Origin of the sequence: Streptomyces sp. NPDC102278, from assembly GCF_044766345.1 — a bacterium.
Taxonomy (GTDB): Bacteria; Actinomycetota; Actinomycetes; order Streptomycetales; family Streptomycetaceae; genus Streptomyces.
Window position 1 is genome coordinate 75,379 of record NZ_JBIWLV010000013.1, and the last position, 24,700, is coordinate 100,078.

Sequence of the window (24,700 nt, forward strand, 5' to 3'; positions counted from 1 at the left end):
CGTGCCGTACGCACCCGGACCGCGACAGGAGCACCGCCCGAGGATCTTCGTGGCGGGCGGCTCGAACGCGGTCAGCCGGCCCTACAGCTTCCTGCCGATGGCGGGCTGGACCCAGGCGCTGCCGCTGTTCCTCCACGAGGCGGTGGAGGTGGTCAACTGTTCCCGGGCGCGGGCCAGCTCCAAGAGCTTCCGCGAGCGCGGCCGGCTCCAGTGGATCCTGGACACCGTGCGGCCGGGTGACTACCTGCTCTTCGGTTTCGGGCAGACGGACTGGAAGCCGGACCCCGGCCTGCACACCGAGCCCTTCTCCACCTTCCTGGAGCACATGGCGGCGTACGTCCACGGGACCCGCGAGCGCGGTGCGCACCCGGTGATCCTGCTGCCGTACGAGCGGCGTCGGATCGACCGGCACGGCAACGTCGCGCGCTTCCTCGGGGACTATCCGGTCGCCGCCCGTCAGTTGGCCGAGGACGAGCACGTGCCGGTCGTCGACCTGTACGAGCAGAGCCTCCAGTGGTGGGAGGAGCTCGGGCCGGAGGCCTCCAAGGCCGTCTTCACCTACCTGCGACCGGGCGAGCCGCTCCAGGAGCACGTGCTGGACGGGGACAACGTCCACCTGCGGGCCGAGGGCGCGATCGAGTGCGCGCGGTTCATCGCCCGCAGCATGCTGGAGCAGGGTGTGATCCCCGCGCACTGGGGCCGCGACCTCGACCGGACCGCCTTCTCGTACGAGGAGCTGGGCTGGCTGGACGAGGAGACGTTCTGGCACCGCACCAAGACCCGTGTGTCGAGCATGCCCCCGGCCGGCACCGCCCCCGCGAACAAGGAGTCCGGCGCGTGAACCACCTCCTCGGCCGGGGCCGGGCCCTCGGCGCGGATCCCTCCCTGGGCGCCGCCTACGCGGGCCTGTACTCCTCGGCGGACCCGCGACACGGCGTGGCCCCCGGCGAGGTCGTCCAGTTCGGCCTCTCGGTGGCCGTGGACCGGGCCGCCCCGCGCGGCTGCGCGTACCTCCTGGCGGCCCCGCTGACCGCCGCCGGTGAGATCGTCGGCCTCCAGGGGCTGGAGTACTTCCCCCGGCAGCGCTGGTTCCGGGTGCGCGCGGAGGCGGGTGAGACCGGTACCGGTGTCCTGCACCTGCGGGCCGCGGAGACCGCCGACGCCCCCCGGATCCGCCCCCAGATCATGGTGGGCGTCCCGGACGCCTCCGGGCGCAAGATGGTCCGTACGGGGCGACTCGACACGCAGGCCCTGCCGTTGCGCCGGCCTGCCGCGCGCGGTCTGCGCATCGCGACCGAGCCCAACACCCCCGGCTCGGTGCACGTGCTGTCCGGCGCCCCCGCCGGATCCGCGGCGATCTCCGTGACCCGGCCGGGCCACGGCGACGCGCAGTTGTCGTACGACGGGTGGGTGACCTACACGCCCGAACCGGGTTTCGTCGGATACGACCGCTTCGCGTACGTGGTGGGCACTCCCGGGGCGGGCGAGCAGACCTCGCACGTCAACGTCTTCGTCGGCGAGCTCGCCGCCACGCCGGGCGCGTTCCCGGAACACACGACGGACGTCGCCTTCCGTCCCTGGCAGTGGCCCGAACTGTCCGGCGAGATGCCGTGGCCCGTGCCCGCGCCCCAGCGGTCCGCGCAGAACTGAAGAGGATCACTCGACCATGAACACAGCCGTCGTGAACGTCATCGACGTGACGGTCGCCCTCCGGGTCCGCGATCAGGCCGCCGAGCTCGACGCCTGTCTGTCCTCCCTCGTCGGCCAGTCGATCGGCACGGACCGGCTGGAGATCATCGCCGTCGATGACGGGTCCACGGACGACAGCGGGGGCGTCCTGGCCAGGGCCGCGCACCAGTACCCCTTCCTGCGCATGGGCCTGGTCACTCACGGGCTGAGCCCGGCGGCCGCCCGCAACTGGGCGCTGAGCCAGGTGCGCGGACGATACGTGATCTTCCTGGAGGCCTGCGACCGGCTGGCGCCCGACGCGTTGGAGCGGATGGTCGCGGCGGCGGACACGAACGAGGCCGACGTCGTGCTCGGGAAGTTGGAGAGCTCGGGCCGGCACACGGTCGCCACGTCGATGTTCCGCAAGAACCTGGCCCACACGGACGTGGACACCTCCCGGGTCTACTGGTCGCTGACCCCGGACAAGCTGTTCCGCACCAGCATGATCCAACGGCGCGGGCTGGCGTTCCCCACCGACATGCTGATCGGTGACGACCAGGCCTTCACCGCCGCCGCGTTCATCGGGGCGGACAACGTCAGCGTGGTCGGCGACGCGACCTGTGTGGTCAAGGGGCCCTCGCCCGCCTCCTCGGCGGGGCTCGCGGACCGGGTGGCCCTGGTCTCGCGGATGCTGGCGCTGGTCGACGCGCAGGTGCCGCAGGGCCCGCGCCGGGACCGGCTGCACTCCCGCCACCTCGAGGTGGAGCTCGGCAAGGCGACCGCGGTCGCGCTGTTGTCCGCCACGGACCCGACGGAGGCCGAGGGGGCACTGTGGGCGGCGGCCGAGGTGTTGCGGTCCCAGGCCGGCCCGGGGGCGCTCGCGCTGCTGCCGCGCATGCTCGCGGTACGGTTCGCGCTGCTGGCGCAGGGCCGGATCGCCGAGGCCCGGTCGATGGCCGCCTTCGAGGCGGACAAGGACCGGCCGGGCGTCCGCAAGACGGTGGAGGGCGGCCGGGTGTACACCGGGCTGCCGTTCTTCCGCGATCCGCAGGTCGGCCTGCCGGACGAACTCTTTGACATCACCGAGGACATGACGGTCAGTCACCAGTTGCAGAAGGTGCGCTGGGACGGTCCGATGCTGCTGCTCGACGGGTACGGGTTCTTCGAGCAGTTGTCGACGAAGGAGCGGGCCACCCGCGTGGTGCTGCGGGAGCGCACCGGCGGCGCCCAGGAGACGTACGCCGTGACCGCGCGGCGGGACGACACCCTCACCAACGCCAAGGGCAACGCGCGGGCGATGGGTCGCTTCTCGACCCGGATCAACCTGGCCCAGACCGCGGTCGGCCGGCCGCTCCCGCCGGGCATCTGGGAGGTCCACCTCTCCGTGAGCTTCGAGGGGGTCTCCCGGGAGGTGCGGCTCGGCCCGAAGCGGGCGCCCGAGGTGGACACGACGGCCCGGATGCCGGTCCGCATCGCCGCCTCGCCCGACGCCCCGGAGACGGAACTGGTCGCGACGCCCTTCTACACCGAGTCGGGCGGGCTGTGCGTCGAGGTCTCTCAGCGGTTCCCGGTACCGGGTCGCGACTGAGGCGATCCGGCGGTGTCCCAGGGGCCGAAGACCAGCCCCTGGGCGATGTCCTGCCGCGTGCAGACCAGCGTCCCGTCCCGGTCGAAGGCGGCCACCACGATCCGCCCGGCCGCGTCGACGGCGGGCTGCGGGGCCCGCGCCCCGTGTCCGCCGAGGGAGACCCGCCAGGTGCCGTACCTCTCGTTCTCGGTGACGTAGGCGGTGAGTTCGACGCCGCCGTCCGCGCCGATGTGCGTCAAGACCGTGCAGTCGTAGCCGCCGAGCGAGGCCCGGACCACGCCCGGCGCGCCCCGTCCACCCGCGTCGCCGAGGCCCACCAGGGTTTCCCCGAGCCCCGGTTCGCCGGCCCGCCAGGCGACCAGTGAGCCGTCGCCCGGGTAGCGCCAGAAGTACGTCACCCGGCGGGGGCCCGTCTCGCACGCCGCGGGCGTGCCGGGGACCACGGGGGACGGCACCCGGTCGGCGAGCCGGAACCGGCCCTGCCCCGCGCCCGTCCAGCGGTCGGCGCCGGCGGGACCGAGGGCGAGGAGTTCCAGCGGGCCGCCCGCGGGCATCAGCGGGGTGACGTCGCCCTCGTAGGGGTGCGGGGACAGCTGCTTCCAACCACCCCACACGCCCTCGGCATTGCGGCTGCACCGCAGGACGCCGCCCTCGCGCAGGGACACGAGCACGTGCACGGAGCCGGAGCGCTGGTTGACGGCGACGCGGGGCGGGCCGGTGGGCCGGTCGTCGGCGGGGCCGCCGCGTACGTGGGGAACGCCGAGGCCGCGCCAATCGGTCAGGGCGCGGCCGGACTGGAACTGGGTGCACACCGCGATTTCCGGTCTGCCCGAACCGTCCCGGGAGGTGACCGGCGCGGCGAAGTGCACGTATCCCTCGCGACTTCGGGCCATCGCCACGGAGCCGGTCCAGCCGGGAACCTCGAACGTCTCCGGGCCCGTCCAGCCGACGGCGGGGGCGGCGGCCTCGGTCCAGCGCAGCAGTCCGTCCGGCCCGCAGGCGTAGGCGGTCAGCCGGCCGTCGCCACCGGCGAACAGCCAGGTTCCGGCCGCGGGTCGCACGGGCGGGGGGGCCGGTGCGTCCGACCCGGAGGGCGCCGTCCGGCGCGTGAAGGATGCCGTCCGACCGGCGCCGTTGCCTCGCATCACGCCGTCCATCCGCCCTTCGGTCGAGTGCTGTCCGTCGCTGCGTCGACGGCCTTTCACCGATGAGGACCAGCCACTCGAAAGCGTGTCCTATGATTCACCCCATCTATAATAGAAGGGCTCCGCCTCCATGATTGACCGGCCCTCGGCATCGGCCCCGGCCCCCTCCCCTGTCTCCCGGCGCAAGCCGCGGCGCGGCAGGCGCGTCCTGTGGATCGTGCTCTCGGTGGCGGCCTTGCTCGTCCTCGCGGTCGGCGGCGCCGGCTGGTGGACGTACAGCCACCTCAACTCGAACATCTCCAGCGTCGACCTGAACCAGGCGATCGGCGACAACCGCCCGAAGAAGATGGTGGAGAACGCCCAGAACGTCCTGGTCCTCGGGTCCGATTCACGGGCCGGAGCCAACGGCGACCTCGACCACGGGGACGTCAGCGGCGCCCGCTCCGACACCGCCATGCTGGTGCACATACCCCAGGGCCGCTCCAGGGCCACCGCGGTGAGCATCCCCCGCGACACCCTGATCAGCCGGCCCGAGTGCAAGGAGAACGACGGCGGCACCGCGCCCGCCGCGAAGCGGGTCATGTTCAACTCGGTCTACTCCCTCGGCGGCCCCGCCTGCGTCGTGAAGACCGTGGAGCAGATGTCCGGCGTGCGCGTGGACCACTTCGTCGAGGTGGACTTCGCCGGCTTCAAGGGCCTGGTCGACGCCCTCGGCGGGGTCACCGTCACCCTCGACCAGCCGATGAGCGGCGCGAAGGGCGGCCTCAAGCTCGACGCGGGCACGCACCGGCTCAACGGCACCGACTCGCTGAAGTTCGTACGGACCCGCTACGGCTACGGGGACGGCAGCGACCTCGGACGCATCGGCCTCCAGCAGCAGTTCATGCTCGCCATGCTGACGGAGATCAAGAAGCAGGACGCCCTCGGCAACCCGGCCCGGCTGTACAAGCTGGCCGACGCGGGAACCAAGTCGCTGACCACCGACTCCGATCTGGCCTCGCTGACCGCGCTGTCCGACTTCGCCCGCAGCATGAAGGCCGTGGACCCGGCGACGATGGAGACCATCATGCTGCCGGTGGCCTACGACAAGGTGGACCGCAACCGCGTGGTCGCCGCCGAGCCGCAGGCCGGGCAGCTGTGGGAGGCCCTGCGCACGGACCAGAAGGTCCCCGCCTCCGCGAAGAAGTCCCCCGCCAAGGGCGGCACGTCCACCAAGCAGTAGGACCCGTCGGGCCACTACCGCAGCACCGTGCGCCAGTCGTTGCTCGCCTCCCAGTGGCCCGGCGGGTACTCGAACGGGACCTCGCCGAGCAGGACGAAGCCGGCCTTGCGGCAGACCGCGTTCGACGCGGCGTGCTCGACGGGCGGGAAGGCGTGCAGGTGGCGGCGCGTGCCGTGCTCGGCCGCGTGGGCGACCAGGACCCGGGCCGCCGCCGCGGCCAGGCCCCGGCCCTGGTGCTCGGGCAGGATGCCCCAGCCCGTCTCGTAGACCTCCTCGTCCTTCCAGAGGCGTTCCCAGAAGCCGATGCTGCCCACGCTCTCCCCGTCGGCGACGACGCGGAACATCCCGCCGGCCGCCGGCTCCCGCGCGCTGAGCGCCAGGTAACGGCGCTGCCGGTCCCGGAGCTTGGCCTCGGTCTCCGGCCCGCCGAGGTGCTCGGTCATGACCGGCTCGTTCTTGCGGAGCAGCAGCCAGTAGTCGTCTTCCGCCCAGGGTTCCAGCGTGATCACCATGGCGCCCAGGCTAGTGCTGTGGCCGCGGGGGGGGCGCCGCCGGACAGGTCGTGCGACGACGCACGGCCCGGGTCGTCTCTTTCGGATCTTGCCTGGCAAGGCGGAGGGGCACCCGTGTACTGGACGTACTCGGGTGCCCCGACAACGCCGCCAGGGGCGGTACCGGGCGCCGCGACCCCGGCAAGATCTTGAAAGAGACGACCTAGCGCTCCTCGTGGTGCGGGTGGAGGCCCACGCCCTCGCCCAGGCCCAGTCGGCTGTGCTTGCGCCCGTACAGGAAGTACACGGCGACGCCGATGACCATCCAGACGACGAACCGCAGCCAGGTCTCGGCCGGCAGGTTGAGCATCAGCCACACCGAGGCGGCGATCGAGATGATCGGCACGAACGGCACCCACGGGGTCCGGAAGGACCGGTGCAGGTCCGGCCGGGTCCGACGGAGGATGATCACGCCGAGGGCGACGACCACGAAGGCGAACAGGGTGCCGATGTTCACCAGGGTGGCGAGTTCGTTGATGCTGGTGAATCCGGCGACGATCGCGATGATCACACCGAGCAGGATCGTCGGCCGGTACGGGGTGCGGAACCTCGGGTGGGTGCGCGAGAAGAAGCGCGGCAGCAGGCCGTCACGGCTCATCGCGAAGAACACGCGGGTCTGACCCAGCAACAGGATCATGCACACGGTGGTCAGGCCCACCGCGGCGCCGAAGCTGATGATGCCTCCGTACACCGGATGCCCGGCGGACTTGAAGGCGTCGGCCAGTGGCGCGCTCACCGACAGCTCGGTGTAGTGCTGCATGCCGGTCACCACGAGGGAGACCGCCACGTACAGCACCGTGCAGATCAGCAGCGAGCCGAGGATGCCGCGCGGCATGTCGCGCTGCGGCATCTTGGTCTCCTCGGCGGCGGTGGCGACCACGTCGAAGCCGATGAAGGCGAAGAACACGACGGAGGCCGCGGTGAAGATGCCCATGACGCCGAAGTTGGTCGGCTCGTACCCGAACAGCAGCTGGACCAGGGGCGCGTCGAACCCCGCGCCGCCCTCCTGGGGCACCGCCTTGGGGATGAACGGCTTGTAGTTGCTGCCCGTGATGAAGAACAGGCCCGCGATGATCACGATGAGGACCACCGTGACCTTGATCGCGACGACGATCGCGGTGATGCGCGCCGACAGTTTCACGCCGATCACGAGGACCGCGGTCAGCACCAGGACCAGCAGGAAGGCGAGCAGGTCGAAGGTGCCGCCCGGCACGTCGGGCCCGGACAGGGCCGCGGGTAGATGGATGCCGGCGTTGTCCATCAACGACCGGACGTACCCGGACCAGCCGACCGCGACGACCGCGGTGCCCAGCGCGAACTCCAGCACCAGGTCCCAGCCGATGATCCAGGCGGGAAGCTCGCCGATCGAGGCGTAGGAGAAGGTGTACGCCGAACCGGCGACGGGGACCGTCGAGGCGAACTCGGCGTAACACAGGGCGGCGAGCCCACACACGATACCGGCGGCCACGAACGCGAGGGCGGTGGCCGGGCCGGCGTTCTCCTTGGCGACCTTGCCGGTGAGGACGAAGATGCCGGTGCCGATGATGACACCGACGCCGAAGACCATCAGGTCCCAGGAGGAGAGAGACTTGCGGAGGGCGTGTTCGGGCTCCTCCGTGTCGCGGATGGACTGTTCCACCGACTTGGTGCGGAAGGGACTGTTGCGATCCGTGCTCACCGACGCACCTCCGAAAGGTGACGCGTACGCGAAACGGGCCGGGAGGCCCACCCTCCAAGGGTGATCTCCCGGCCCGTGGGACGCAACCGCGCGTCGGGGACTCGATGCCCCGTCGACTAGTCGACGGTGGCGGCCGGCTCGCTGTCGTAGCGCCCGTCCAGCTTGGCGACCAGGCCGGTCACCTGCCGGGCGATGTCCGGGGCCGTCAGGCCGATCTCGGCCAGGATCTCCTTGCGCAGCGCGTGGTCGAGGAAGCGCTGCGGGATGCCGAAGTCCCGCAGCGGTACGTCGACGCCCGCGTCCCGCAGGGCCTGCGAGACGGCGGCGCCCACACCGCCGGTGCGGCCGTTGTCCTCGACGGTGACGACCACCCGGTGCCGCTCCGCGAGCGGGGCCAGGGCCTCGTCGACGGGCTTGACCCATCGGGGGTCGACCACGGTCGTGGAGATGCCCTGCTTGTCGAGCAGATCGGCGATCTCCAGGCACATCGGGGCGAGGGCGCCGACGGAGACGAGCAGTACGTCCGGACGGGTGACTTCGGGGGCCGGGGTGCGCAGCACGTCCATGCCGCCGATCCTGCCGACGGCCGGCACGGCCGGTCCGACGACACCCTTGGAGTAGCGCACGACGGTCGGCGCGTCCTTGACCTCGACGGCCTCGCGCAGTTGGGCGCGCAGTTGCTCGGCATCGCGCGGCGCGGCGAGCCGCAGGCCGGGCACGACCTGGAGGATCGACATGTCCCACATGCCGTTGTGGGAGGCGCCGTCGTCACCGGTGACGCCCGCGCGGTCCAGTACGAAGGTGACCCCGCACTTGTGCAGGGCGACGTCCATCAGCACCTGGTCGAAGGCGCGGTTGAGGAAGGTGGCGTACACGGCGAAGACCGGGTGGGCCCCGCCGGTGGCCAGTCCGGCCGCCGAGGTGGCCGCGTGCTGCTCCGCGATGCCCACGTCGAAGATGCGGCCCGGGTAGGCGTCCGCGAACTTCTTCAGGCCGACGGGCTGGAGCATGGCCGCGGTGATCGCGACGATGTCCGCGCGCTCCTTGCCGAGCTTGACCATCTCGTCGGCGAAGACGGAGGTCCAGCTGGCGGCCGCCGTCTTGATCGAGAGGCCGGTGTCCGGGTGGATCGGGCCGATGCCGTGGAAGCGGTCGGCCTCGTCCTGCTCGGCGTGGGTGTAGCCGCGGCCCTTCTGGGTGAGGCAGTGCACGATGACCGGTCCGCTGAAGCGCTTGGCGCGCTGGAGCGCGGACTCCAGGGCCTCCATGTCGTGCCCGTCGATCGGGCCGATGTACTTCAGGCCGAGGTCCTCGAACATGCCCTGCGGGGCGATGAAGTCCTTGAGGCCCTTCTTGGCGCCGTGCAGGGTCTCGTAGAGCGGCCTGCCGACGACCGGCGTGCGCTCCAGGAGGTCCTTGCCGCGGGCCAGGAAGCGCTCGTAGCCGTCGGTGGTGCGCAGGGTGGCCAGGTGGTTGGCGAGGCCGCCGATGGTGGGCCCGTACGAGCGCTCGTTGTCGTTCACCACGATGACCAGCGGGCGGTCCTTGGCGGCGGCGATGTTGTTCAGCGCCTCCCAGGCCATGCCTCCGGTCAGCGCGCCGTCGCCGATGACGGCGGCGACGTGGTGGTCCTCGCGGCCCAGCACCTCGTTGGCCTTGGCCAGGCCGTCGGCCCAACCCAGCACGGTGGAGGCGTGGGAGTTCTCGATGACGTCGTGCTCGGACTCGGCGCGCGAGGGGTAGCCGGACAGGCCGCCCTTGGTGCGCAGGCCGCCGAAGTCCTGGCGGCCCGTGAGCAGCTTGTGCACGTAGGCCTGGTGGCCCGTGTCGAAGAGGACCTTGTCCTTGGGCGAGTCGAAGACCCGATGCAGGGCGATCGTCAGCTCGACAACACCGAGGTTGGGGCCGAGGTGCCCGCCGGTCTTGGAGACGGCGTCGACGAGGAAGGACCTGATCTCGGCGGCGAGCTGTTCGAGCTCCTCCTGGCTGAGCCGGTCCAGATCGCGCGGTCCCTTGATGCGGGGCAGCAGCACCCGTGCCTCCTTGCAGTTGCTTGCTGGTCTGTCGAGTCTAATGTTCCGCTCGCGGCGAGCGTCATCGGGCGGTACCGGGTCGGTCACGCCTTTGTCATACCTGTACACCTCATCGCCAAATCACACATCCCAAACGGGTGTATACCCGCACAGGTGTACCCATGAATGTACGCACGAGCGCCCGGCGCCACTGGACGTGGCACCGGGCACTGTGACGGGTCTTACCGCCGGGTACTGCCGGGGGGCGCGCGGTCAGGCGCGTCCGGCCGTCTTCTGGGTCTTGCGGGTGACCGAGTCGATCACGACCGTGGCCAGCAGGACCGCACCGGTGATCATGTACTGGATCGGCGTGGCGATTCCCTCCAGGGCCAGACCGTACTGGATGGAGGTGATGACCATGACGCCCAGGAGGGCGTTCCAGGTCCGGCCCCGGCCACCGAAGAGGCTGGTGCCGCCGATGACGGCCGCCGCGATCACGTTCATCAGCAGATCGCCGGCGCCGGCGCTCTGGTTGGCGGCCGCGATCTTGGAGGCCCAGAAGAGCCCGCCGACGGCGGCGAAGGTGCCGGCGATGGCGAAGACCGTGATCCGCACCCGGTTCACGTTGATGCCGGCGCGACGGGATGCCTCGACGCTGCCGCCGAGCGCGAACACCTGGCGGCCGAAGGAGGTACGGCGCAGCAGGAAGTCCGTGCCGACGAGGGCCAGCAGGAAGAGCACCACCGCGAGCGGCAGGCCCTTGTACTGGTTGAACACGACGGCGGGACCGAAGGTGAACACCGCGAGCACGCCGGTGCGCAGCAGGATCTCGGTGAGAGGCCGCGCGGGGACGCCCGCGGCCTGCCGGCGCCGGTTGTCGAAGTAGGTGGCCAGGAAGTACCCGGCCACGGCCAGGGCCGCGAGGCCGTAACCGACCGCCACGTCCGAGAAGAAGTACGTGGTGAGCTGACCGACCACGCCCTCGGAGTCGAGGTTGATGGTGCCGTTGCTGCCGAGGATCTGCAGCATGGCGCCGGACCAGAACAGCAGGCCCGACAGGGTGACCGCGAAGGCCGGGGCACCGATCCGGGCGAAGAAGAAGCCGTGGATCGCGCCGATGAGGGCGCCGCCCGCGACGGCCGCGAGGATCGCGAGCCACTCGTTCACGCCGTGGGTGACGGCGAGGACGGCGACGATCGCTCCCGACACACCGCTGACCGAGCCGACCGAGAGGTCGATCTCGCCGAGCAGCAGCACGAAGATGATGCCGACGGCCATCATGCCGGTGGCGACCATCGTGATCGCGATGTTGGTCAGGTTCTCGGGGCCGAGGAAGTTCGAGTTCAGGCTCTGGAAGATGCTCCAGATGACGATCAGGCCGACGACGACCGGGAGGGATCCCAGGTCACCCGCCTTCATCTTGCGGCCGAACTCGCTCAGGTAGCCGGCGAGGCCCTGCTCGCGCACGAGCAGGCGGGGGTCGACGGCCGGGATGGCGTCGGCGGCCGCCGCCGGGTTGACCGGGTCCACGTGCCCGACGCGGTCGGCCGGGCCCTTGTCCAGCGGTCCGGCGGCAGGGTTCTGGGTGCTCACTTGCGGGCCTCCCCGGTGCGGGCCGCCCGGCGGGTCACGGCGTTGTCCGTGGCACCGGTGATGGCGGAGATGATCTCTTCCTGCGAGGTGTCGGCGACACTGAAGACGCCGTTGTTGCGGCCGAGCCGCAGGACCGCCACCTTGTCGGCGACGGCCTTCACATCGGCCATGTTGTGGCTGATGAGGATGACGGCGTGACCGCGTTCGCGCAGTCGCTCCACCAGATCGAGGACCTGTGCGGTCTGCTCGACGCCGAGGGCCGCGGTGGGCTCGTCGAGGATGACCAGCTTGGGCTCGCCGAGCATCGAGCGGGCGATCGCCACGGTCTGGCGCTGACCGCCGGAGAGCGAGGCGATCGGGATGCGGACACTGGGGATCCGGATCGACAGGGTGGTCAGGAGCTCGCGGGCGCGGCGCTCCATCTCCACCTCGTCGAGGATGCCGCGGCGCTTGAGCTCGCGGCCCAGGAAGAGGTTGCCGACGACATCGATGTTGTCGCACAGCGCGAGGTCCTGGTAGACCGTCGCGATGCCCAGGTTCTGGGCGTCGTGGGGCTTGCCGATGGAGACCGGGCGGCCCTCCCACTCGATGACGCCGTCATCGATGGGGTGCACGCCGGCAATGGTCTTGACCAGCGTGGACTTGCCGGCGCCGTTGTCGCCGACGAGGGCGACCACCTCGCCGGAGTGGATCTCGAGTTCTACGTCGGTCAGGGCCTGAACGGCGCCGAACCGCTTCGAGACCCCTCGCAACGCCAGCACGGGCGCAGCGGACACATGAACCATCTCCTTCGCCGCCTGACCGGCGGGGATGTCGTGCAAAAGAGCAGGAACGCGAATGGGGGTGGAGCGGGGTGGAGCAAGGGGTTGAGCGTGGGGTGGAGCGTTGAGCAAACGTTTCTGCCCGGCGCCCCGCGGTGGCGGGGAAGAGAGGGGCGGGGCGCCGGACAGGCGTGGGGGTCGGCTCGCCTCGAACGACTCGCGAGGGGAGCGACGGGGCCTTACTTCAGGCCGAGGGTGGTGCAGTTGGCCGCGTACTTCTCGGTGCAGATCTCGTCGGCCGTGTAGACGCCGTCCTTGACGACGGTGTCCTTGATGTTGTTCTTGGTGAGCGAGACGACCGGGATCAGCACGGACGGGACGCCCTTGGTGGTCGGGCTGTCGACCTTCTGGTTGATGATTCCGTCGATCTTCTCGCCCTTGGCGAGGGCGACGGCCATCTCGGCCGCGGCGGCGGCCTCCGGGGCGTACGGCTTGTAGACGCTCATGAACTGCTCACCGGCGACGATGCGCTGCACACCGGCGAGTTCGGCGTCCTGACCGGTGACCGGGGGCAGGGGGGACAGGTTGGCCGCCTTGAGGGCGGTGATGATGCCGCCGGCCATGCCGTCATTGGCGGAGTAGACGCCGATGACCTTGTCCTTGCCGATCGCGGAGAGCGCGCCCGCCATGTTGGTGTTGGCGTTCTCCGGCTTCCACTCCTTGGTGTCGTACTCCTTGCCGATGGTCACCTTGCCGTCGAGGACGGAGTGCGCGCCCTTCTTGAACAGGGCGGCGTTCGGGTCGGTGACGGAGCCGTTCATCATGACGATCTGGCCGTCCTTGGCCTTGTCGCCCAGCGCCTCCAGGAGCGCCTTGCCCTGGACCTTGCCGACCTCTTCGTTGTCGAAGGAGGTGTAGGCGTCGATCGGGCCCTCGGCGAGGCGGTCGTACGCCACGACCGGGATGCCGGCGTCCTTGGCCCGCTTGACCGAACCGGCGATGGCCTTGGCGTCCACGGCGTCGATGATCAGGACGTTCACCTTGTTGGTGATCATCGTGTCGACCTGCGAGTTCTGCGTGGTCGCGTCCTGCTTGGCGTTGGCGTAGACGACCTTGCCCTTGCCGCCGGTGAGGTCGGCGACCTTCTTCTCGATCAGCGGCTTGTCGAACTTCTCGTAGCGCGCGGTCTGGTTCTCCGGGAGGAGCAGGCCGATCTTTATCGCGTCACCCTGGGCTGCGCCCGAGTCCTTCGGCTTGTCGCCGGCCTCCTTCGCACTGCCACAAGCGGCAAGCGATACGGCCATGGCACCGGCGGCGACGGCTACGGCGGCTCTACGCATACGAGTGTTCATTACTTGAACCTCCCTGACGAGGCCGCAACACTGCGGCCGAGGTGGATGTGAGTCAACCCCGGCCGCGTTTTGCCGTCAAGGAGTGAATCCTTAACGAGATGACAACGGTGCCATCCGTTATCTAACTGAAGACATGGCGGTGAGCGTGCGCAGACCCATCCCGTTCTCCGCCAAAAGCGTCGAATCGCCCATCTCGCTGAGGACCAGGGCCAGCGCCCCCAGCACCTCGGCACGTCCGCCCAGCGACCCCGTGAGGACCGACAACTGCCGGGCCGCACTGGGGATCGCGTACCTCCCCACTGATTCACGGATGGGGGCCAGCACCAGTTCACCGGCGTCGGCGAGGGAGCCGCCGAGGACCACCCGGCTCGGGTTCAGGAGGTTGCACAGGCTCGCCACGCCACTGCCGATGTGTCGGCCCACGTCGGTGATGACCCGCCGGCAGCCGGGGTCCCCCTCGCGGGCCAGCTCGACCACCCGCTCCATCGTCAGTTCCGGTCCGTGGGTGCCCTGCAGGAGGGGCAGCACGTACCGGGCGGCCGCAAAGGTCTCCAGGCAGCCCCGGTTGCCGCAGCGGCAGACCGGACCCGACTCGTCCAGGGTGATGTGCCCGATCTCGCCGGCCGTGCCGCCCGGGCCCCGGTAGATCTGGCCGTTGATCACCAGGCCCGCGCCGACGCCGCTCGCGACCTTGATGTACGCGAGGTCCTTGACCCCGCGGCCACTGCCCCAGACCAGCTCCCCGAGGGCGCCGAGGTTCGCGTCGTTGTCCACGTACACGGGCACGCCCAGCCGCTGCGAGAGCTCCTGGCGGGGGTTGATGCCCGCCCAGCCCGGCAGGATCGCGGTGGAGCCCAGGGTTCCGGACTCGACGTCGATCGGACCGGGTACGCCGAGTCCGACCCCGATGACCTTGTCCCGACCCACCCCGATCCCCGCGATGAGCCGCCCGACCAGCGCCTCCGCCCGGTCGAAGCCCTCCACCCAGGACGCGTCCACGTCCAGCGGCTCGGATTCCTCGGCCAGCACCTGGTGGGCGAGGTTCCCGACGGCCACCCGCAGGTGGGTGTGACCGAAGTCCACGCCGATCACGATGCCCGCGTCACCGCTGAGCGAGACGCTGCGCGCGCGCCGGCCGCCGGCCGAGGTGTCGGTGACCTCGACGGTCCCGGCCTCCTTGAGCTCGCGGACGATGTTGGAGACCGTGGCCGCCGACAGTCCGGTGGTACGGGCGATCTCCGCCTGGGTCAGTGAACCCGCGAGGCGCACCGCCCGCACGACCCGTTCAAGATTCGCGCGATGCAGCGAGGACTGCGATCCGGGAGTCTGCACGACTCATCCACTCCTGCCCATAAGCGACGGCCAGCCGTCGCCCCCCGGCCGGCAGTCGCGGCTGTGTGCTCCGAGACACCGGCGTCTCTCCAACTTGTGAACCTTAAGTCGAGCCTTTGGCCCCCCACACGTCAAGAGGCTGACACAGCACGAAACGGCCACTACCGGTCATAAGTATGAAAGAACCCCCTCCACATCGTGCTACGGTCGGCGAGGCGCCGATCCTCTGCGGCCTTTCCGGCCGGACCGGGCGCCTTAACGTGACGGCGCTGCGCAAGGAGGTGTTCGGGATGAGTCCCGACCGAAGTCCTTGCCGCGCCCTCGCCGGCTGATCAGCCCTTCGACTGATCCACTTCTCCGTACACGCACGACCGCGGCCCCCACGTCGCCGCCGTGTGTCCCGGCGGCCCTTTCGACCCGCCGACCTTTTCCTCCGCACGTCCGGGATCCCCGGATCCCCCGACGGACGTGCGTCATCCATGCCCGTCGGCGTGCCCGCGGCCGCTTCGCGCCGCCGCGCGCCGACCCGTGATCACTCCACGTGACCGCGCGGCTTCGTGCTGCCCGGACGCCGTGGAGGGAGGTATGTGCCATGACCCTGCTCACCCCGCGCACCCCGACGAAGCTCGCACCGCCGGGTCGGACCCGCCGCGAACGCAAGAGCGCCGAGCTGGAGGCGCGCACCCGGCTCGTCGGCGAGCGGCTCGCCGATCTCAGCGCCCGCCCCGGCGACCAGGTCCTGCGGGACCTCCGCGCCACCCGCCACGGCCTCACCCACGACGAGGTCTCCCTGCGCCTGGAGCGCCACGGACCCAACGTGGTCGCCCGGGAGCGCGCCCCGCGCTGGTACGCGCAGTTGGCGAAGGCGTACGCCAACCCCTTCATCGCCGTCCTGGTCTTCCTGGCCGGGATCATGTACTGGCAGGACCCGGCCGACCCGGGCGTCGTCATCCTCTCCGTGATGATCGGCATCAGCGGACTGCTGCGGTTCTGGCAGGAGTTCCGCTCGGGCCGGGCCGCCGACGCGCTGAAGGGGCTCGTCACCACCACCTGCGCGGTGCAGCGCCGCGCCGGCGGGGGCTCGGCGCCGACCACCTTCGAGGTGCCCATGGACCGGGTGGTCCCGGGCGACCTGGTCAGGCTGGCCGCCGGCGACCTCGTCCCGGCCGACCTGCGGATCGTCACCGCCAAGGACCTGACGGTCTCCCAGGCCGCCCTGTCGGGCGAGTCGTTGCCGGTGGCCAAGGCCGACACCCGCGCGCAGGACCCCGGTCAGACACTGACGCGCGACCCCGTCGAGGCCGACAACCTGGTCCTGACGGGCACCTCCGTCACCTCCGGGACCGCCACCGGGGTCGTCGTCGCCACCGGCGCCGACACCTGGTTCGGCTCGATGGCCGGCTCGCTCGTCGGCGAGCGCCCGCAGACCAACTTCGACACCGGGGTGCGCAGGGTCAGCTTCCTGCTGATCCGCTTCATGCTGGTCATGGTCCCCGTGGTCTTCATGGTCAACGGTCTGACCAAGGGCGACTGGGACGAGGCGTTCCTGTTCGCCGTCGCCGTCGCGGTGGGTCTGACCCCCGAGATGCTGCCGATGGTCGTCTCCGCCAACCTGGCGCGTGGCGCGCTCGCCATGTCCCGGCGCAAGGTGGTCGTCAAGCGGCTCAACGCGATCCAGAACCTGGGCGCGATGGACGTGCTCTGCACGGACAAGACCGGCACCCTCACCGAGGACCGGATCGCCTTGGACCGCCACCTCGACGTGCACGGCGACGAGGACGACGAGGTCCTGGAGTACGGCTACCTCAACGCGCACTTCCAGACGGGCCTGCGCAACCTCATGGACCGGGCGGTCATCGACCGCGTCGACGAGGCCGAGGAGGTTGTCGTCGACGCACGGTTCTCGATGGTCGACGAGATCCCCTTCGACTTCGCCAGGCGCCGGATGTCCGTGGTCCTGAACCGCGACGCCGTCGTGGGCGGCGGCCGCTCCGAGCACGTCATGGTCACCAAGGGCGCCGTCGAGGAGGTCCTCTCCCTGTGCACCCACATGACGGACCGCGGTGAGCGGGTCGAGCTGACCGAACGGCTGCGCGCCCACGTCACCCGGATCGCCGAGGAGAACAACCGTCGGGGCCTGCGCGTCCTCGCCGTCGCCACCCGTACGTTCGCCGACCCGCGCGACACCTACACGGTCGCCGACGAGGACGGGTCGACCCTGGTCGGCTTCCTCGCCTTCCTCGACCCGCCGAAGGCCGACGCCGCCCGGGCCCTGCGGGCCCTCGCCGACAAGGGCATCGCGGTCAAGGTGGTCACCGGGGACAACGACCTGGTCGCGGCGCGGGTCTGCGCCGACGTCGGTCTCGACGTCGGGCGCGTGGTGCTCGGAACCGAGATCGACACGCTCGACGAGGCCGGCCTGCGCGCGACGGCCGCCCGTACGACGGTCTTCGCGAAGGTCAACCCGGTGCAGAAGGCCCGGATCGTGCGGGCCCTGCAGTCGCAGGGCCACACCGTCGGCTTCCTCGGGGACGGCATCAACGACGCCGCCGCGCTGCGCGACTCCGACGTCGGCATCTCGGTGGACACCGCCGTCGACATCGCGAAGGAGTCGGCGGACATCATCCTGCTGGAGAAGGACCTGACCGTCCTGGAGCAGGGTGTGATCCAGGGCCGGACCACCTTCGGCAACACGATCAAGTACATCAAGATGACCGCGTCCTCGAACTTCGGCAACGTCTTCTCGGTGCTGGTGGCGAGCGCGTTCATCCCCTTCCAGCCGATGCTCGCGATCATGCTGTTGGTGCAGAACCTGGTCTACGACATCTCGCAGCTGGCGACCCCGTGGGACCGGATGGACGAGGAGTACCTGCGCAAGCCCCGCAACTGGGACGCCAGGGGCATCGGCCGCTTCATGGTGACCATCGGCCCCGTCAGCTCGATCTTCGACATCGCGATGTTCCTGATCATGTGGCACGTCTTCGGCGCGAACAGCGAGGCCGGGCAGGCGCTCTTCCAGTCCGGCTGGTTCATCGAGGGACTGCTGTCACAGACCCTGATCGTCCACATGATCCGTACCCGGAAGATCCCCTTCATCCAGTCCCGCGCCTCGTGGCCGGTGATGGTGATGACCGTCCTCGCGGTGCTGACCGGGCTCTGGCTGCCCTTCTCGCCGGCGGCCGGATCGCTGGGCTTCGTGGCCCTGCCGGCGGGCTACTTCCCCTGGCTGGTCGGCGTACTCCTCGCCTACTGCACGCTCACGCAGGTCGTGAAGACCTGGTACATCCGCCGGTTCGGCACCTGGCTCTGATCGACACGACCGCGCGAATCCGCTCGACCGCGCCGGACCCCGCTACTTGAGGGTGGCGGAGGTCAGGCCGGCCTGGATCTGTCGCTGGAAGGACAGGTAGACCACCAGCATCGGGATCATCGCGATGGTCACGCCGGCGAACAGCACCGGCAGGTCCGTCTCGTAGCCCATCTGGTACTGGAGTTGGATCAGGCCCTGGGTGAGCATGTAGCGCTCGGGGTCCGATCCGCTCTGGGGCTGCATGAGCACCGAGGGCAGGATGTACTGGTTCCACTGGCCCAGGACATTGAATATCCCGACGCTGATCAGGCCGGGCTTGGCCATCGGCAGCATCACCTGGAAGAAGATCCGGGTGTCGGAGGCCCCGTCGATGACCGCCGCCTCGTGCACCGCCGTCGGCAGGGTGCGGAAGAACGAGTACATGAAGAAGACGGTGAAGGGCATCGAGTAGGCGACGTAGACCATGATCAGGCCCTGGTAGGTGTTCAGCATGTCCAGGCGCTTGACCATGAAGAACAGCGGTACCAGCGCCAGGAACACGGGGAACATCGCCCCGGAGACGAAGAAGTAGTAGATGACCCGGTTCCCCCGGAAGGGGTAACGGGCCAGTACGTACGCGGCCATCGAGCCGAGCAGCATGGTCAGCGGGACCGAGAACACCATCACGATCATCGTGTTGGCGAAGTAGTCGCCGATGCCCTTGTCCCAGGCACGGGAGAAGGCGTCGAGGTGCCAGTTGGAGGGCCAGCTGAGCGCCGATCCGCCGATCTGGGAGTCGGTCTTGAAGGAACCGAGCATCAGCCAGCCCAGCGGCAGGACGATCAGCACCGCCCAGACGGCCAGGAAGCCGTGCGAGAAGACATTGAGCGCCACGCCCTCGGAGGGGGGGCTCCCGCCGTCCTTCTTGACGCGGCGGCCTGCGCCGGACCGCTCGGCCTCGGTGGTGCCGGCGGTCTTGGTCACTGTGGTCATCGTGTCTCCCGCTCAGAACTCGATGCGCTCGCGGCGGGTGGCGCGCAGCGTGATGAGAGAAAGGATCATGGTCAGGATCAGCATGACCACGCCCATGGCGCAGGCGTATCCGCTCTTGCCGAAGTAGAGGAAGTTGCGCATCAGGACCGTGGCCATGACCTCGCTGTGGTGGTCGGGCCCGCCGCCGAACTGGCCCGAGGTCATGGTCGACACGAGGACGAACATGTCCATGGCGGCGATGCCCAGGTAGACCGCGGAGGTCTGCACAGAATCCCACAGCAGCGGCAGGGTGACCTTGAAGAAGGTCTGCGCGCGTCCCGCGCCGTCGAGGAGCGCGGCCTCGTAGATGTCCTTCGGCACGGACTGCATGGCCGCGGAGAAGAGCACCAGGTAGAAGCCGACGCCGTGCCAGACGACCACCATCAGCAGGCACCAGAGCACCAGGTCGGGTTCGTTGAGCCACTCGACGGGGTGGGCCGCGTCGACGAGGCCGACCTTGGCGAGGAAGCCGTTGAGGAGGCCGCCCTCGTCGCTTCGGTACACGGCGCCGAAGAGCACCGCGAGGATGGCGAGGGAGAGGACCTGCGGGAAGAAGTAGACCACCTTGTAGAAAGCCGACCCGCGGACTCCCTTGACCCCGCCGGCCCCGCCGCGTCCGCCCGCGTTCAGCATGAAGGCGAAGAACAGGGACAGCAGGATGGTGATCGTCGGGACGAACACCAGGAGCAGCAGGTTGTGCCACAGGGCGCCTCGGAAGACCTCGTCCTTCATCAGGGCCGTGTAGTTCTCGACGCCGACGAACCGGAACGTCGGCGACTGGCCCGACCAGTCGGTGAAGGAGTAGCCGAACGTCTGGATGTACGGCCAGATGACAAAGGTCAGGTACAGCGCGAGAGGCAGGACGAGGAAGCCGGTGATGAAACCGAGCCTTCCCCTGCTCTGGGCTACTTGGCTCATGGTGTCCGTCCCTGGAGGTGCCGGGTGACCGGTGGACGCGGGGTCAGCTGCGCTTGTTGTTCTTGGCGTCCGGGCTCTTGGCGGCCTTGTCGACCGCGGCCTGGGCCCGCTTGATCCACTCCTTGGGCTGGATGCGCTTGGCCATCAGCTCGTTGGAGGCGTTCTGGATCTCGGAGTCCATCTCGCTGTACCAGTCGGGGTACAGGTAGTTGAACGTGTTGGTGCCGGCCCCCTTGAGGGCGCCGACGGCCGACTGGGTGCCCGGACGCAGCTTCACGTTCGGGTCCACGCCGTCCTTGACGACGGTGAGGGAGTTGGCCTGCTGGGCGAAGAGGGTGGACCACTCGCGGGAGAGCATCGAGCGGAGGAACTCCAGGCCGCCGGCCTTGTTCGCGGCCTTCTCCGGGACGATGAACGGCTCGCCGGCGCCGGCGCGGATCGCCTCGAAGGGCAGTTTGCTGTCCGCGAGCACCGGGACCGGGAGGAACTTCATGTCGAAGTCCTCGGGGGTCTGCTTGAGCTGCTCGTTCTCCAGCCAGGAGCCGGAGGGGATGAAGGCGGCCTTGTACTGGTTCCAGGCCGTCTGGGACTCCGTGTGGGTGAGGCCGTTGGTGCCCGGCATCAGGAGGCCCTTCTCCACCACCTCGTACACCGCCTCGACCGCGGCGAGGGCGGCCGGGTTGCCCTCGAAGGCGTTCGGTTCGAGGTTGTCGATCGCCTTCATGGCGTCCAGACCGCCCTTCTTGGCGATCAGGTCCATGATGACGACGTTGATGTAGTACGGGAACTTGCCCTGGTGGGCGAGGCCGCCGATGCCGGCTTCCTTGGCCTTGGCGCAGACCGCGAGGAACTCGTCCCAGGTCTTGGGCTCGGTCCAGCCCTTCTCCTTGAAGAGCTTGCCGGAGTACCAGAAGCCCCACAGGGTGTAGACGTAGTTGAGGGCGACGAACTTGCCGCCCTGGGTTCCCTGTTCGACGGTGCCTGCGATGAGGACGTCGCGCACCTTCTTGCTCGGGTCGTCGAGCGAGGGCGAGTCGAGCACCTGGGTGAGGTCGGCGAGCTGGCCGCCCTTGGCGAGCACGTCGATCTTGATCTGCTGGGCGCCGGAGTCGTCGACGACGTCCGGGGGGTTGCCGCCGTTGAAGCGGGGCTGAAGCTTGGCGGTGATCTCCTGGGTGCCGAGGTGGGTGCTGGCGGTGCCCCACTTCTTGTCGAAGGCCGCTTCCCAGGCCTTCGCGTAGTCGTCACCGAACCCGCCCTTGAAGACGACGACGTCCAGCTTGCTGCCCTTGGCCACGCCGAAGGGGTTCTCCTTGGTGACCGCGCCCTTGGGAGCGCCGCCCTTGGGGGCCTCCTCACCGCCGGAGGCGCAGGCGGACAGGAAGCTCATCGTCGGAACGGCGATCAGGCCGAGTGCCGCGGAGCGCTTGATCAGGTCCCGGCGGCCGAGGCCGTCACCGGTGCTGTTCTCGCCGTGGGCGGAGGTGGATCCCATGCTCAAGTCCTCGCCTTCGTCAGGAGTGTGAAGGAGGGAGGGAAAACGACAGCCGCAAGCGGTAGCCGTGCATGCGGGCATCGCCGCAGGTCCCCGCCGTCCCCCGGTCCGGGGCCGCTCGTTTCGCGGTGGTCCGGACGGGCACAGGTATAGTCCACTTCCGCTCGGGTGAGCAAGATCGTGCACAAGTATCTGCCCCGGCTTTTCCGAGTTGAGACCTCACCGTCACCTGCCTGGCCGATACCCGACCGCCCGGACAAGCGGAAGGGCCGTACCCCCTTGACGGGGATACGGCCCTGTGGTGCCGGCTGCCGGGCGGATCGCTCCGCCCGGCGCGCCATCAGCCTCGGATGAGGTTGCGGAGCACGTACTGCATGATGCCGCCGTTGCGGTAGTAATCCGCCTCGCCCGGCGTGTCGATGCGGACGACCGCGTCGAACTCCACACCGGTGTCGGTGGTCACCTTGACGGTGCGCGGGGTGGTGCCGTTGTTCAGCTCCTCCACACCGGTGAAGGCGAAGGTCTCCTCGCCGGTGAGGCCCAGCGAGGCGGCCGTGGCGCCCTCGGGGAACTGGAGCGGCAGGACGCCCATGCCGATCAGGTTCGAGCGGTGGATGCGCTCGTAGGACTCGGCGATGACGGCCTTGACGCCGAGCAGCGCGGTGCCCTTGGCGGCCCAGTCGCGGGACGAGCCCGAGCCGTACTCCTTGCCCGCCAGGATGACCAGCGGGATGCCGGCGGCCTGGTAGTTCTGCGAGGCGTCGTAGATGAAGGCGACCGGCGCGCCGTCGACGGTGAAGTCGCGGGTGAAGCCGCCCTCGGTGCCCGCGGCGATCTGGTTGCGCAGGCGAATGTTCGCGAACGTGCCGCGGATCATGACCTCGTGGTTGCCTCGACGGGAACCGTACGAGTTGAAGTCGCGGCGCTCGACGCCGTGCTCCGTGAGGTACTTGCCGGCCGGGGTGTCGGCCTTGATGGCGCCGGCCGGGGAGATGTGGTCGGTGGTGACCGAGTCGCCCAGCTTGGCCAGGACGCGGGCGCCGGCGATGTCCGAGACCGGGGTGGTCTCCATCGTCATGCCCTCGAAGTAGGGGGGCTTGCGGACGTAGGTGGACTGGGGGTCCCACTCGAACGTGTTGCCGGTCGGGATCTCCAGCGCCTGCCACTGGGCGTCGCCCGCGAAGACGTCCTGGTAGGACTTGTTGAACATGTCCTCGCCGATGGCGTTCGCCACGACGTCGTTGACCTCGGCCTCGGAGGGCCAGATGTCCGCGAGGAAGACCGGCTTGCCCTCGGAGTCGGTGGCGATGGCGTCCCGGGTGATGTCCACCTTCATGGAGCCCGCGATGGCGTACGCGACGACCAACGGCGGGGAGGCCAGGTAGTTCATCTTGACGTCGGGGTTGATGCGGCCCTCGAAGTTGCGGTTGCCCGAGAGGACCGAGGTCACCGCGAGGTCGGCGTCGTTGATCGCCTTGGAGATCTCCTCCTCCAGCGGACCCGAGTTGCCGATGCAGGTGGTGCAGCCGTACCCGACGAGGTTGAAGCCCATCTTGTCCAGGTACGGGGTCAGGCCGGCCTTGTCGAAGTAGTCGGTGACGACCTTCGAACCCGGGGCCAGGGTGGTCTTGACCCACGGCTTGCGGGCGAGGCCCTTCTCGACGGCCTTCTTCGCCACGAGCGCCGCGGCGACCATGACGTAGGGGTTCGAGGTGTTGGTGCACGAGGTGATCGCGGCGACGGTGACGGCGCCGTGGTCGATCTCGAAGGAGGTGCCGTCGGCCAGGGTCACCGGGGTGGGCTTGGTCGGCACGCCGTTGCTGGACGCCGGGGCGTCGGAGGCCGGGAAGGACTCCTTGCCGGCCTCCTCGTCGTCGTTGACGTAGTTGCGCACGTCGAGCGCGAACTGCTGCGAGGCGTTGGCGAGGACGATGCGGTCCTGCGGGCGCTTCGGGCCGGCGATGGAGGGGACGACCGTGGAGAGGTCGAGCTCCAGCTTCTCGGAGAAGTCCGGCTCGGCGGCCGGGTCCAGCCACAGGCCCTGCTCCTTGGCGTACGCCTCGACGAGGGCGACCTGCTGGGCGTCGCGGCCGGTCAGGCGCAGGTACTTCAGGGTCTCGCCGTCGATCGGGAAGACCGCGGCGGTGGAGCCGAACTCCGGCGACATGTTGCCGATGGTGGCGCGGTTCGCGAGGGAGGTGGCGGCGACGCCCTCACCGTAGAACTCGACGAACTTGCCGACGACGCCGTGCTTGCGGAGCATCTCGGTGATGGTCAGCACGAGGTCGGTGGCGGTGGTGCCGGCGGGCAGCTCGCCGGTCAGCTTGAAGCCGACGACGCGCGGGATCAGCATGGAGACCGGCTGGCCGAGCATCGCGGCCTCGGCCTCGATGCCGCCGACGCCCCAGCCCAGTACGCCCAGGCCGTTGACCATCGTGGTGTGCGAGTCGGTGCCGACGAGGGTGTCGGGGTACGCCTGGCCGTTTCGGACCATGACCGTGCGGGCCAGGTGCTCGATGTTGACCTGGTGGACGATGCCGGTGCCCGGCGGGACGACCTTGAAGTCGTCGAAGGCGGTCTGGCCCCAGCGCAGGAACTGGTAGCGCTCCTTGTTGCGGCCGTACTCCAGCTCGACGTTCTGGGCGAACGCGTCGGCCGTGCCGAACTTGTCGGCGATGACCGAGTGGTCGATGACCATCTCGGCGGGCGAGAGCGGGTTGATCTTCGCCGGGTCGCCGCCGAGCGCCTTGACGGCCTCGCGCATGGTGGCGAGGTCGACGACACAGGGCACACCGGTGAAGTCCTGCATGATCACGCGGGCCGGCGTGAACTGGATCTCCTCGCTGGGCTGGGCCTGCGAGTCCCAGTTGCCGAGCGACCGGATGTGGTCGGCGGTGATGTTCGCGCCGTCCTCGGTACGGAGCAGGTTCTCCAGCAGGACCTTCAGGCTGTAGGGAAGGCGGGCGGAGCCCTCGACCTTGTCCAGCTTGAAGATCTCGTACGACTCGTCGCCCACCTGCAGCGTGCTGCGGGCGTCGAAGCTGTTCGCCGACACGACAGTCTC

At 69.6% G+C, this 24,700-nt stretch carries 17 protein-coding genes; 5 read left to right on the forward strand and 12 right to left on the reverse strand.

All coding sequences use genetic code 11. From position 1 onward, the window contains the following. Position 1 precedes the first annotated feature (1 nt). From ACIRO3_RS27430 to ACIRO3_RS27440, 3 genes are read left to right on the forward strand one after another with little or no spacing between them, the layout of a single operon-like run. The gene (locus ACIRO3_RS27430) at positions 2-841 is read left to right on the forward strand and encodes a rhamnogalacturonan acetylesterase (protein WP_404141287.1); all 840 of its coding nucleotides are present in this window, start codon (positions 2-4) and stop codon (positions 839-841) included. Next, a complete protein-coding gene (locus ACIRO3_RS27435; protein WP_404141288.1) occupies positions 838-1,650 on the forward strand; it encodes an Ig-like domain-containing protein in 813 nt (270 codons plus the stop codon). Before ACIRO3_RS27430 ends, ACIRO3_RS27435 begins: the two co-directional genes overlap by 4 nt. 16 nt (positions 1,651-1,666) lie before the next feature. Then, on the forward strand, positions 1,667-3,256 hold the full coding sequence (locus ACIRO3_RS27440; RefSeq protein WP_366000402.1) for a glycosyltransferase family A protein: 1,590 nt from the start codon (positions 1,667-1,669) through the stop codon (positions 3,254-3,256). Here ACIRO3_RS27440 and ACIRO3_RS27445 read toward each other — a convergent pair. Continuing rightward, positions 3,226-4,317 (reverse strand): hypothetical protein, encoded by a 1,092-nt coding sequence (locus tag ACIRO3_RS27445; RefSeq protein WP_404141290.1) that lies wholly within the window; start codon positions 4,315-4,317, stop codon positions 3,226-3,228. The genes ACIRO3_RS27440 and ACIRO3_RS27445 overlap by 31 nt on opposite strands. 214 nt (positions 4,318-4,531) lie before the next feature. Between ACIRO3_RS27445 and ACIRO3_RS27450 the strand changes: the two genes are divergently transcribed. Beyond that, a complete protein-coding gene (locus ACIRO3_RS27450) occupies positions 4,532-5,623 on the forward strand; it encodes an LCP family protein (protein ID WP_361774631.1) in 1,092 nt (363 codons plus the stop codon). A gap of 14 nt (positions 5,624-5,637) precedes the next feature. On the opposite strand, the gene ACIRO3_RS27455 is transcribed toward ACIRO3_RS27450, so the two are convergent. The 7 genes from ACIRO3_RS27455 to ACIRO3_RS27485 form a co-directional block, all read right to left on the reverse strand. Next, a complete protein-coding gene (locus ACIRO3_RS27455; RefSeq protein WP_404141292.1) occupies positions 5,638-6,135 on the reverse strand; it encodes a GNAT family N-acetyltransferase in 498 nt (165 codons plus the stop codon). Between the two features lie 202 nt (positions 6,136-6,337). Continuing rightward, positions 6,338-7,852, reverse strand: coding sequence for an amino acid permease (locus ACIRO3_RS27460; protein ID WP_404141293.1), 1,515 nt, complete (start codon positions 7,850-7,852; stop codon positions 6,338-6,340). Between the two features lie 116 nt (positions 7,853-7,968). After that, the gene (dxs, locus tag ACIRO3_RS27465; RefSeq protein ID WP_404141295.1) at positions 7,969-9,885 is read right to left on the reverse strand and encodes a 1-deoxy-D-xylulose-5-phosphate synthase; all 1,917 of its coding nucleotides are present in this window, start codon (positions 9,883-9,885) and stop codon (positions 7,969-7,971) included. A 252-nt stretch (positions 9,886-10,137) separates the two neighbouring features. Then, the gene (locus ACIRO3_RS27470; RefSeq protein ID WP_404141437.1) at positions 10,138-11,427 is read right to left on the reverse strand and encodes a sugar ABC transporter permease; all 1,290 of its coding nucleotides are present in this window, start codon (positions 11,425-11,427) and stop codon (positions 10,138-10,140) included. A gap of 26 nt (positions 11,428-11,453) precedes the next feature. Continuing rightward, on the reverse strand, positions 11,454-12,242 hold the full coding sequence (locus tag ACIRO3_RS27475) for an ATP-binding cassette domain-containing protein (RefSeq protein WP_053684862.1): 789 nt from the start codon (positions 12,240-12,242) through the stop codon (positions 11,454-11,456). A gap of 215 nt (positions 12,243-12,457) precedes the next feature. Next, positions 12,458-13,570, reverse strand: a complete 1,113-nt coding sequence (locus tag ACIRO3_RS27480) for a substrate-binding domain-containing protein (protein ID WP_361774644.1) — start codon at positions 13,568-13,570, stop codon at positions 12,458-12,460. Between the two features lie 117 nt (positions 13,571-13,687). Next, positions 13,688-14,902, reverse strand: coding sequence for an ROK family transcriptional regulator (locus ACIRO3_RS27485; RefSeq protein ID WP_361774647.1), 1,215 nt, complete (start codon positions 14,900-14,902; stop codon positions 13,688-13,690). Positions 14,903-15,494: 592 nt separating this feature from the next. On the opposite strand from ACIRO3_RS27485, the gene mgtA reads away from it, so the two are divergent. Next, positions 15,495-18,212 (forward strand): magnesium-translocating P-type ATPase, encoded by a 2,718-nt coding sequence (gene mgtA / locus ACIRO3_RS27490; protein WP_404141297.1) that lies wholly within the window; start codon positions 15,495-15,497, stop codon positions 18,210-18,212. A 42-nt stretch (positions 18,213-18,254) separates the two neighbouring features. On the opposite strand, the gene ACIRO3_RS27495 is transcribed toward mgtA, so the two are convergent. The 4 genes from ACIRO3_RS27495 to acnA all read right to left on the reverse strand — a co-directional run bounded on the left by ACIRO3_RS27495 (position 18,255) and on the right by acnA (position 24,691). Then, positions 18,255-19,184, reverse strand: a complete 930-nt coding sequence (locus ACIRO3_RS27495; protein WP_366149073.1) for a carbohydrate ABC transporter permease — start codon at positions 19,182-19,184, stop codon at positions 18,255-18,257. Positions 19,185-19,196: 12 nt separating this feature from the next. Then, positions 19,197-20,141: a carbohydrate ABC transporter permease gene (locus ACIRO3_RS27500; protein ID WP_404141299.1), complete on the reverse strand. Its 945-nt coding sequence runs from the start codon at positions 20,139-20,141 to the stop codon at positions 19,197-19,199. 43 nt (positions 20,142-20,184) lie between these two features. Continuing rightward, positions 20,185-21,636, reverse strand: coding sequence for an N-acetylglucosamine/diacetylchitobiose ABC transporter substrate-binding protein (gene ngcE, locus ACIRO3_RS27505; RefSeq protein ID WP_361774659.1), 1,452 nt, complete (start codon positions 21,634-21,636; stop codon positions 20,185-20,187). A 340-nt stretch (positions 21,637-21,976) separates the two neighbouring features. Beyond that, entirely contained in the window at positions 21,977-24,691 is a 2,715-nt protein-coding gene (acnA, locus tag ACIRO3_RS27510) for an aconitate hydratase AcnA (RefSeq protein ID WP_361774662.1), read from the reverse strand. Positions 24,692-24,700 lie beyond the last annotated feature (9 nt).